The organism is Streptomyces lycii (genome assembly GCF_009735685.1).
GTDB lineage: Bacteria > Actinomycetota > Actinomycetes > Streptomycetales > Streptomycetaceae > Streptomyces > Streptomyces lycii.
Genome location: NZ_WHPN01000221.1, coordinates 1 through 9,013 on the forward strand (window position 1 = coordinate 1; position 9,013 = coordinate 9,013).

General features: G+C 72.6%; 5 protein-coding genes and 1 pseudogene. 4 read left to right on the plus strand and 2 right to left on the minus strand.

Annotated elements, in window-relative coordinates; genetic code table 11:
- Both GCU69_RS32590 and GCU69_RS09040 read left to right on the plus strand, forming a co-directional pair.
- A pseudogene (locus tag GCU69_RS32590) lies at positions 1–1,129 on the plus strand (TerD family protein); the annotation flags it as partial.
- 283 nt (positions 1,130–1,412) lie between these two features.
- On the plus strand, positions 1,413–2,432 hold the full coding sequence (locus GCU69_RS09040; RefSeq protein WP_156205609.1) for a TerC family protein: 1,020 nt from the start codon (positions 1,413–1,415) through the stop codon (positions 2,430–2,432).
- Positions 2,433–2,486: 54 nt separating this feature from the next.
- Here GCU69_RS09040 and GCU69_RS09045 read toward each other — a convergent pair whose 3' ends face one another.
- Complete coding sequence (locus GCU69_RS09045) at positions 2,487–3,143, minus strand: MBL fold metallo-hydrolase (protein WP_098751370.1); 657 nt, start codon at positions 3,141–3,143, stop codon at positions 2,487–2,489.
- A 399-nt stretch (positions 3,144–3,542) separates the two neighbouring features.
- Here GCU69_RS09045 and uvrA point away from each other — a divergent pair, with 399 nt between their 5' ends.
- Positions 3,543–6,485 (plus strand): excinuclease ABC subunit UvrA, encoded by a 2,943-nt coding sequence (gene uvrA / locus GCU69_RS09050; protein ID WP_098751372.1) that lies wholly within the window; start codon positions 3,543–3,545, stop codon positions 6,483–6,485.
- A 142-nt stretch (positions 6,486–6,627) separates the two neighbouring features.
- Here uvrA and GCU69_RS09055 read toward each other — a convergent pair whose 3' ends face one another.
- The gene (locus GCU69_RS09055) at positions 6,628–7,572 is read right to left on the minus strand and encodes a carbohydrate kinase family protein (RefSeq protein WP_156205610.1); all 945 of its coding nucleotides are present in this window, start codon (positions 7,570–7,572) and stop codon (positions 6,628–6,630) included.
- An 828-nt stretch (positions 7,573–8,400) separates the two neighbouring features.
- Between GCU69_RS09055 and GCU69_RS09060 the strand changes: the two genes are divergently transcribed.
- Positions 8,401–8,838 (plus strand): Rieske (2Fe-2S) protein, encoded by a 438-nt coding sequence (locus GCU69_RS09060; protein ID WP_098755487.1) that lies wholly within the window; start codon positions 8,401–8,403, stop codon positions 8,836–8,838.
- Positions 8,839–9,013 lie beyond the last annotated feature (175 nt).

The following is a 9,013-nucleotide window of genomic DNA, read 5'->3' on the forward strand; positions in this document are numbered from 1 at the left end:
CCCGGTCGCCGGGGACGCGAGCGGCTGGAGCATGGACGAACGGCTCTACAACCAGGTCTGGGGCATGTTCGAGGACCTGGCCCGCAGCGTCGCCGCGTACCGCAGCGCCGTCGACTTCGCCGACTCCCGGATGGACCAGGAGCTCGACCGGGTCCTCGGCGACCCGCGGTCCCGCATCGGCAGCGGCGGCGACAGCGCCCGGGCCGAGGCGCGGGCCAAGCACGAGCGGCTCGTCGAACAGGCCCGGGCCGCCCTCGACCGGGACCTCGCCCAGCTGGCCGCCGAGGCGGAAGTCGTGGAACCGGCGCTGCCGCCCGCCTTCGCCCGCTGGGACAGCCCCGTGTGGCACGGCTACCGGGTGCCGATGGAGGTACCCATGGCGCTGCGGCTGGGAGACCTGCACCTCCCGGAACGCCCCGAGCTGCGCATCCCCATGCTGATGCGGCTGCCGCTGGAGCGGGGCCTGTGGGTCGACAGCGGCCGGTCCGGCCTCGGCGCGGACGCGGCGGTGGACTCCACCGGCCTGCGGCGGCTCGCGATGGAGGCCGCGGTGGCCGTCGCCGCGCGGCTGCTGGCGATCCAGCCGGTCGGCGAGATCTCCGTGCACGCCGTCGACCCGGCCGGGTCCGGCGCCGCCGCGCTCGCCCCGCTGCTCGACTCGGGCGCTCTCGCCGGTCCGCCCGCAGCGGGCGCCGGGGGAGTGGCCACGACCCTCGCCGCGCTGACCCGGCGGGTGGACCTGGTGCAGATGGCGGTCCGCGGCGGTGCTCCGGACGCACTGCCGCCCGACCTCGACACCGCCGGGCAGCTGCTGATCGTCAACGACTTCCCGCACGGTTTCGACGACCGCGCGGTGACGCAGCTGCGCTATCTCGCGGACGAGGGCCCGGCCGTCGGCGTCCATCTGATGATGGTCGCCGACCGTGAGGACGCCTCGGCGTACGGCCCGGTGCTCGACCCGTTGTGGCGGTCGCTGCTGCGCGTCACGCCCGTGGCCGACGACCATCTCGCGGACCCCTGGGTCGGCCACGCCTGGACGTACGAGCCGATGCTGCCGCCCGCCGGCAGCCAGGTGCTGCGCCAGGTCCTCGGCCGGGTCGCCGAAGCCCGCCGTGCCTACGGCCACTGAGGCGCCGTAACGCCCGCGCCCCCACCGGAGCACCCCTCTTCACCAGGATCTTTGTAGCTCCCTTGCCCAGAGTTTTACCTTCCTTTGGGACTTCGGGTACTCTCCTTTCTGCGGAGGGGAGTACTCCCTGTCGCGGCGTACCCGTCAATACGGCGATCGCCGGCCCCGGCCGGACGAGACCCCGGGGCGCCGGCCCTGGGCGAGCCGTTCGGCTTCCCCGGGTGGAAGAGACCTCCGGCAGCGACGACGCTGAGATTGCCGACGACTCTGCCGGAGGAGTGCAGTGGACGTTTCCCTGACCATGTGGACGCTGACCGTGGTTGGTCTGTGCGCCCTGATTGCCGTCGATTTCTTCATCGGCGGACGCAAGCCCCATGAGGTCTCCCTGCGGGAGGCCGGCACCTGGACCGTCGTCTGGATCGTGCTGGCCGTCCTCTTCGGGGTCGGCCTCCTCTTCTACGGAGGGGGGCAGGCGTCGGGCGAGTTCTTCGCGGGTTACATCACCGAGAAGTCGCTGAGCGTCGACAACCTCTTCGTGTTCATCCTGATCATGGCGAAGTTCGCCGTGCCGACGGTCTACCAGCAGCGCGTTCTGATGATCGGAGTGCTGATCGCGCTGGTGCTGCGCGCGATCTTCATCGCCGCCGGTGCGGCCGTCATCGCGAACTTCTCCTGGGTCTTCTACATCTTCGGCGCGTTCCTGATCTACACGGCCTGGAAGCTGATCGAGGACGCCCGCAAGGACGAGGAGGACGAGGAGTACGAGGAGAACCGCCTCCTGAAGTCCATCGAGCGCCGCTTCCCGTCGACCGACACCTGGCACGGCACCCGCATGTTCGTCCGGGACAACGGCAAGCGCCTGATGACCCCGATGTTCATCGTCGTGCTGGCCCTCGGCACCACGGACATCCTCTTCGCGCTGGACTCGATCCCCGCGATCTTCGGCCTCACCGAGGACCCGTACATCGTCTTCACCGCGAACGCCTTCGCCCTGATGGGCCTGCGCCAGCTGTACTTCCTGATCGGCGGACTGCTCAGGAAGCTGGTCCACCTCTCGTACGGCCTGTCGGTCATCCTCGGCTTCATCGGCGTCAAGCTCATCCTGCACGCCCTGCACGAGTCCGGCCTGCACGTCCCGGAGATCAGCACCCCGCTCTCGCTGGGCGTCATCTGCGCGGTCCTCGTCGTCACCACGGCCAGCAGCCTGTACGTCTCCCGCACCGGGGGCGGCGGAAGCGCCGGCGACGGCGCGGACGGCAAGGGCGGCGACAGCGGCAAGGACGAGGCTTCGACGTCCCGGTGACATCGCGGTCCGGCGGCTCCCCGGAGCCGCCGGACCCGCCCGCCCGCGGATGTCTCACCAGCCGCGGGCGCGCCATTCCGGCAGGTGGGGGCGCTCCGCGCCCAGGGTGGTGTCCTTGCCGTGCCCCGGATAGACCCAGGTCTCGTCCGGGAGCTGACCGAACAGCTTGGACTCGACGTCCCCGATGAGGCTCGCGAAGGCCTCCGGGTCCTGGTGGGTGTTGCCGACGCCGCCGGGGAAGAGGCAGTCGCCGGTGAAGACGTGCGGGGGGCCGTGCGGGTCGTCGTAGACCAGGGCGATGCTGCCGGGGGTGTGCCCGGCGAGATGGCGGGCGGTCAGCGCGATGCGGCCGAAGCGGATCGTGTCGCCGTCCTCCACGAGGACGTCCGTCGAGACGGGGATGCCAGCGGCGTCGTACCGGCCGGCGCAGGTGCGGGCGCCGGTCGCCTCGACGACCTCGGCCAGGGCCTGCCAGTGGTCGCCGTGCTGGTGCGTGGTGACGACGGTCGACAGCCCGCCGTCGCCGATGAGGTTCAGCAGGGTCCGCGGCTCGGCGGCCGCGTCGATCAGCAGCTGCGTGTCGGTCGCCCGGCAGCGGAGCAGATACGCGTTGTTCTCCATGGGGCCCACCGCGACCTTCGAGATCATCAGATCCGTCAGCTCGTGCACGTCCGCCGGGCCACCGACCTTCACCGCTCCGCTGTACGTCATGACCGCAAGCCTAGCCGCGGCCGCCGGGCGGAGGCGGGAGCCTCCTGCACCGTGCTGCCCGCCACGTCCGGCCGGGGGATTACCCGGGGCCGCGAGGCCGTTGAAACGAGTCGGAAGCGGCCGCTCGACGGCGCTCCGGAGCCGATTGTCAGTGCCGGGTGGCAGAGTTCAGCGGTGTGACCTCTCCGCGCTTCCCGGCATGTGATTCAGGCCCCGCGTCACCCGGTGCCACCGGGTCCACACGTTCGGGTGAAGCCGGTGAAGAACGGCCGTAAATCGAAAGTGCGTGCTATAAGCTCAGGAGGGCATCCGAAGGACACCGCAGTGGCGCGCCCCCTACCCTGGGTCAGGGCTCCGCACCGCACCCCCTCTCGTTTCTCAAGAAAGGTGCCGACCGGCGTGGCCGACCGTCTCATCGTTCGTGGCGCTCGCGAGCACAACCTCAAGAACGTCTCCCTCGACCTGCCCCGCGACTCCCTCATCGTCTTCACGGGGCTGTCGGGGTCGGGCAAGTCCTCCCTCGCGTTCGACACGATCTTCGCGGAGGGCCAGCGCCGGTACGTCGAGTCGCTCTCCTCGTACGCCCGGCAGTTCCTCGGCCAGATGGACAAGCCGGACGTCGACTTCATCGAAGGCCTGTCCCCGGCGGTCTCCATCGACCAGAAGTCGACCTCGCGCAACCCGCGCTCGACGGTCGGCACCATCACCGAGGTCTACGACTACCTCCGGCTGCTCTTCGCCCGCATCGGCAAGCCGCACTGCCCCGAGTGTGGCCGGCCGATCGCCCGGCAGTCGCCGCAGGCGATCGTCGACAAGGTGCTGGGGCTCACGGAGGGCAGCCGCTTCCAGGTGCTGTCCCCGCTGGTGCGGGAGCGCAAGGGCGAGTTCGTCGACCTCTTCTCCGACCTCCAGACCAAGGGGTACAGCCGGGCCCGGGTGGACGGCGAGACCGTCCAGCTGAGCGACCCGCCGAAGCTGAAGAAGCAGGAGAAGCACACCATCGAGGTGGTCGTCGACCGCCTCACCGTCAAGGAGAGCGCGAAGCGCAGGCTGACCGACTCCGTCGAGACCGCGCTCGGGCTCTCCGGCGGCATGGTCATCCTCGACTTCGTCGACCTCGACGCGGACGACCCCGAGCGCGAGCGGATGTATTCCGAGCATCTGTACTGCGCGTACGACGACCTGTCGTTCGAGGAGCTGGAGCCGCGCTCCTTCTCCTTCAACTCCCCGTTCGGAGCCTGCCCGGAGTGCACCGGCATCGGCACCCGCATGGAGGTCGACCCCGAGCTGGTCGTCCCCGACGAGGAGAAGTCCCTGGACGAGGGGGCCATACACCCCTGGTCGCACGGCCACAGCAAGGAATACTTCGGCCGCCTGATCGACGCCCTCGCCGACGCCCTCGGTTTCCGTACGGACATCCCGTGGGCCGGACTCCCGCAGCGCGCCAAGAAGGCCCTGCTCAACGGCCACCGCACGCAGATCGAGGTCCGCTACCGCAACCGCTACGGCCGGGAGCGCGCCTACACCACCGCCTTCGAGGGGGCGGTGCCCTTCGTCCGGCGCCGGCACAGCGAGGCGGAGAGCGACAGCAGCCGCGAGCGCTTCGAGGGCTACATGCGCGAGGTGCCGTGCCCCTCCTGTGAGGGGACGCGGCTCAAGCCGATCATTCTCGCCGTCACCGTCAAGGGCCGCTCCATCGCCGAGGTCTCGGCGATGTCCATCAGCGAGTGCGCGGACTTCCTCCGCGAGATGAAGCTCGACGCCCGCGAGAAGAAGATCGCCGAGCGGGTGCTCAAGGAGGTCAACGAGCGGCTGAGGTTCCTCGTGGACGTCGGCCTGGACTATCTCTCGCTGAACCGCGCCGCGGGCACGCTCTCCGGCGGCGAGGCCCAGCGCATCCGGCTCGCCACCCAGATCGGCTCCGGCCTGGTCGGGGTGCTCTACGTCCTGGACGAGCCGTCCATCGGCCTGCACCAGCGCGACAACCACCGGCTGATCGAGACGCTGGTGCGGCTGCGCGACATGGGCAACACCCTGATCGTCGTCGAGCACGACGAGGACACGATCAAGGTGGCGGACTGGGTCGTCGACATCGGCCCCGGCGCCGGCGAGCACGGCGGAAAGGTCGTGCACAGCGGTTCGCTCAAGGAGCTCACCGCCAACGAGGAGTCGGTCACCGGCCAGTACCTCTCCGGACGACGGGCCATCCCGGTGCCCGACAAGCGCCGGCCGGCCGACCCCGAGCGGCAGCTGACCGTGCACGGGGCGAAGGAGAACAACCTCCAGGACATCGACGTGTCCTTCCCGCTCGGGGTGCTCACCGCGGTCACGGGCGTCTCCGGCTCCGGCAAGTCGACCCTGGTCAACGACATCCTCTACACCCACCTGGCCCGCGAGCTGAACGGTGCCAAGTCGGTGCCCGGGCGGCACACCCGGGTGGTGGGCGACGACCTGGTCGACAAGGTGGTCCATGTCGACCAGTCACCCATCGGCCGCACCCCGCGGTCCAACCCGGCGACGTACACCGGCGTCTTCGACCGGGTCCGCAAGCTGTTCGCGGAGACCATGGAGGCGAAGGTCCGCGGCTATCTGCCGGGCCGCTTCTCCTTCAACGTCAAGGGCGGCCGCTGCGAGAACTGCTCCGGTGACGGCACCATCAAGATCGAGATGAACTTCCTGCCGGACGTCTACGTCCCGTGCGAGGTCTGCCACGGCGCCCGGTACAACCGGGAGACGCTGGAGGTCCACTACAAGGGCAAGTCCATCGCCGAGGTCCTCGACATGCCGATCGAGGAGGCCCTCGACTTCTTCGAGGCCGTGCCCGCCATCTCCCGGCATCTGCGGACGCTCAACGAGGTCGGGCTCGGCTATGTCCGCCTCGGCCAGCCCGCGCCGACCCTGTCGGGCGGCGAGGCCCAGCGGGTCAAGCTCGCCAGCGAGCTGCAGAAGCGGTCCACGGGGCGGACGGTCTACGTCCTGGACGAGCCGACCACCGGCCTGCACTTCGAGGACATCAGCAAGCTCATCGCGGTGCTCTCCGGCCTGGTCGACAAGGGCAACACCGTCATTGTCATCGAGCACAACCTCGACGTCGTCAAGACGGCGGACTGGGTGGTCGACATGGGCCCCGAGGGCGGCAGCGGTGGCGGCCTCGTCGTCGCCGAGGGCACCCCGGAGCAGGTGGCGTCGCTGCCCACGAGTCACACCGGGAAGTTCCTGCGGGACATCCTCGGCGACCGGGTCAGCGACGCGCAGGCGCCCGCGGGCGGCCCACGGGCGAAGGCGGCCAAGCGCGCCCCGGCCAAGGCCAAGCGGACGCCGGCCAAGCCGAAGCGGGCCTGACCGCGGGCCGGGACTTCCCGGAGAGGCGGCTCCCGTCGCCGTGCCCGGCCGCCGTGCCGCGGCCCGGCCCGGCGACGGGGACCGCCCCGCGGGAGTCGGCCGGGCCGGCCCGGGCCGCGGTCTGGACGACTCCGGCCGCCGTCTAGTCGCCGATCTCCGAGGCGTAGGGAGGCTGGGCTCCCCGGCGGGAGCAGGTCACGGCCGCCGCGCGTGCCGCGTAGCCCAGCACGTCCCGCCAGGCCTCCGCCCCGAGCTTCTCCAGCGCCCCCGGCGCCAGCGCGTCGTGCCGGGTCGCGAGCCGGTGCAGCAGCGCCGCGTTCACGGTGTCGCCCGCCCCGATGGTGTCCACGACGTCGGCCCGCTCGGCCGGAACGGACCATGTCCCGGAGCGGGTCAGCACCGTCAGCCCCTCGCCTCCCCGGGTGACGACCACGGCCCCCGGTCCCGCCGCGGCCCACTCCGCGGGGTCGCCGCCGAGCCAGGCCGCGTCCTCGGCCGACAGCTTCAGCAGACCGACGTACGGCAGCCAGCTGCGGAAGCGCTCCCGGTAGGCGTCCGGATCGGTGATCAGGTCCGCGCGGATGTTCGGGTCCAGGGTGGTGAACACCCCGCGGGCCGACTCGCGCCGGAGCAGCGCCTCGTACGCGCCGGCGCCGGGCTCCAGGACGAGCGAGCAGGTGCCGAGCGACAGCGCGCGGACATCCCCGGGAAGCGGGCCGGGCAGCTCGAACAGGCGGTCGGCGGTGCCTTCGACATAGAAGCGGTAACCGGCCGAGCCGTCCTCGCCGATCTCGGCGACGGCCAGCGTCGTCGGCTCCGGCCCGCGCTGGACCAGCGTGGTGTCCACCCCGTCCGCGCGCAGCCCGCGCAGCAGATCCGTGCCGAAGCGGTCCGACGACACCCGGGAGCAGAACGCGGTGCGGGAGCCGAGCCGGCCCAGCGCGAGCGCGGTGTTGTACGGCCCGCCGCCGCGCCGCGGCAGCAGCGCGCCCGGGGAGCCGGGCTCCGTGGCGGAACCGGCGGTGTCCGGCGCGGTCCCGGGGGCGGGAACGAGGTCGATCAGTGCTTCACCGGCTACGACGATCATCCGCCGATCCTGACCCGTCCGGCCGCCCCGCGTCCACAGCGCGGCGGAACGGGCACGACAGGACGGGGAACGGACCCGGCGGCAGGCGGAACGGGCACGGCGGGAGCCGCGGAACCCGCCGGGCGCCACCGGAGGCACACCCGCCGCATCCGTCCGCCGCGTCCGTCCGCCGCGCCGACCGCACCCGCTCACCGCAGCCGCCTGTCCACCGCTCCGACCGCACCCGTCCACCACACCCGCCGCACCCGTCCACCGCGGCGGCTGCACCCGTCCGCCGCGGCGGCTGCACCCGCTCACCGCAGCCGGAGCCGCGCCAGATCCGCGCACCGCCCCCGCCGGAGCGGCCCACCACATCCGCGCACCGCCACCGCCTGTCCGCCCGACCCCCCCGACCGGCTCCGACCGGCCCCGAACCCAGCCGAAGCTTCGCGCGAACCGTGCCGAACCCAGCCGGAGCCTCGCGTGAACCTCGCCGAGCCCGCCCGGAGCCCCGCCGAAGCCTGCCCGGAGCCCCCGCCGCAGCCCTGCCCGAAGCCTCGCGCGATTCCGCCGGAGCCCGCCCGGAGCCCCGCCGAAGCCTGCCCGGAGCCCCCGCCGGAGCCCTGCCCGAAGCCTCGCGCGACCCCAGCACGGAGCCCCGCCCGACCTCGCCCGGGCCCCGCCGAAGCCTCAGGCGACCCCCACCGGAGCCCGCCCGGGCCTCATCCCCGGACCCGCTCCGAGCCTCGGCCCGAGCCCTGCCCGGATCGCCCGGAAGGCCCGCCCCCGAGGCGGCCGGTATCGTCTCGATCAAGAAGTCGTCCCACCCCGCGCCACCGTGGAGCCGCCATGACCAGCCGACCCGCAGCCTCCCGCCGTACCGTGCTCTGCGGAGCGGCACTCCTCGGCGCAGCGGGCGCCACCGGGCTCACCGGCTGCGGCGGGGGCGGCGGAGGGGGCGAGAGCGAGGAGACCTCGGCCACCCCCAGCGCGCCGGTCGACCTGGGCGCCGCGGACGCCGTGCCCGAGGGCGGCGCCAGACTCTTCCGCGAGCAGCGGCTCCTGGTGAGCCGGCCCACCGCGGACGAGTACAAGGCGTTCAGCGCGGTCTGCACCCACCAGCGCTGCGTCCTCACCGGTGTCGAGGGCACCGACGCCGACTGCGCCTGCCACGGCAGCCGCTTCGACGCCACCACGGGCGAGGTCCTGCAGGGCCCGGCCACCGCCGCACTGCCCGCCGTGCCGGTTCGCGTCGAGAAGGGCCGGCTGATCGCCGGCCAGGCCTGACCCGTACCGGCGGTGGCAGGCACCGGCCGGCCCCCCGCACCCGCCCGCCGGCCGCTCCGGCCGCCGACTGCCTGACTGGCTGACCGCCCGACCGACCGCCCGACCGCCCGACCGCCCCGGCATCCGCGGGGCGCCCGGCACCCGCGGGGCCCGGCACCGGCCGACCTCGCCCGGC

Coding starts and splice junctions, on each gene's coding strand:
- GCU69_RS09045 (WP_098751370.1), bottom strand. CDS start 3,143: ATGACGTACAGCGGAGCGGTGAAGGTCGGTGGCCCGGCGGACGTGCAC.
- GCU69_RS09055 (WP_156205610.1), bottom strand. CDS start 7,572: ATGATCGTCGTAGCCGGTGAAGCACTGATCGACCTCGTTCCCGCCCCC.
- GCU69_RS09060 (WP_098755487.1), top strand. CDS start 8,401: ATGACCAGCCGACCCGCAGCCTCCCGCCGTACCGTGCTCTGCGGAGCG.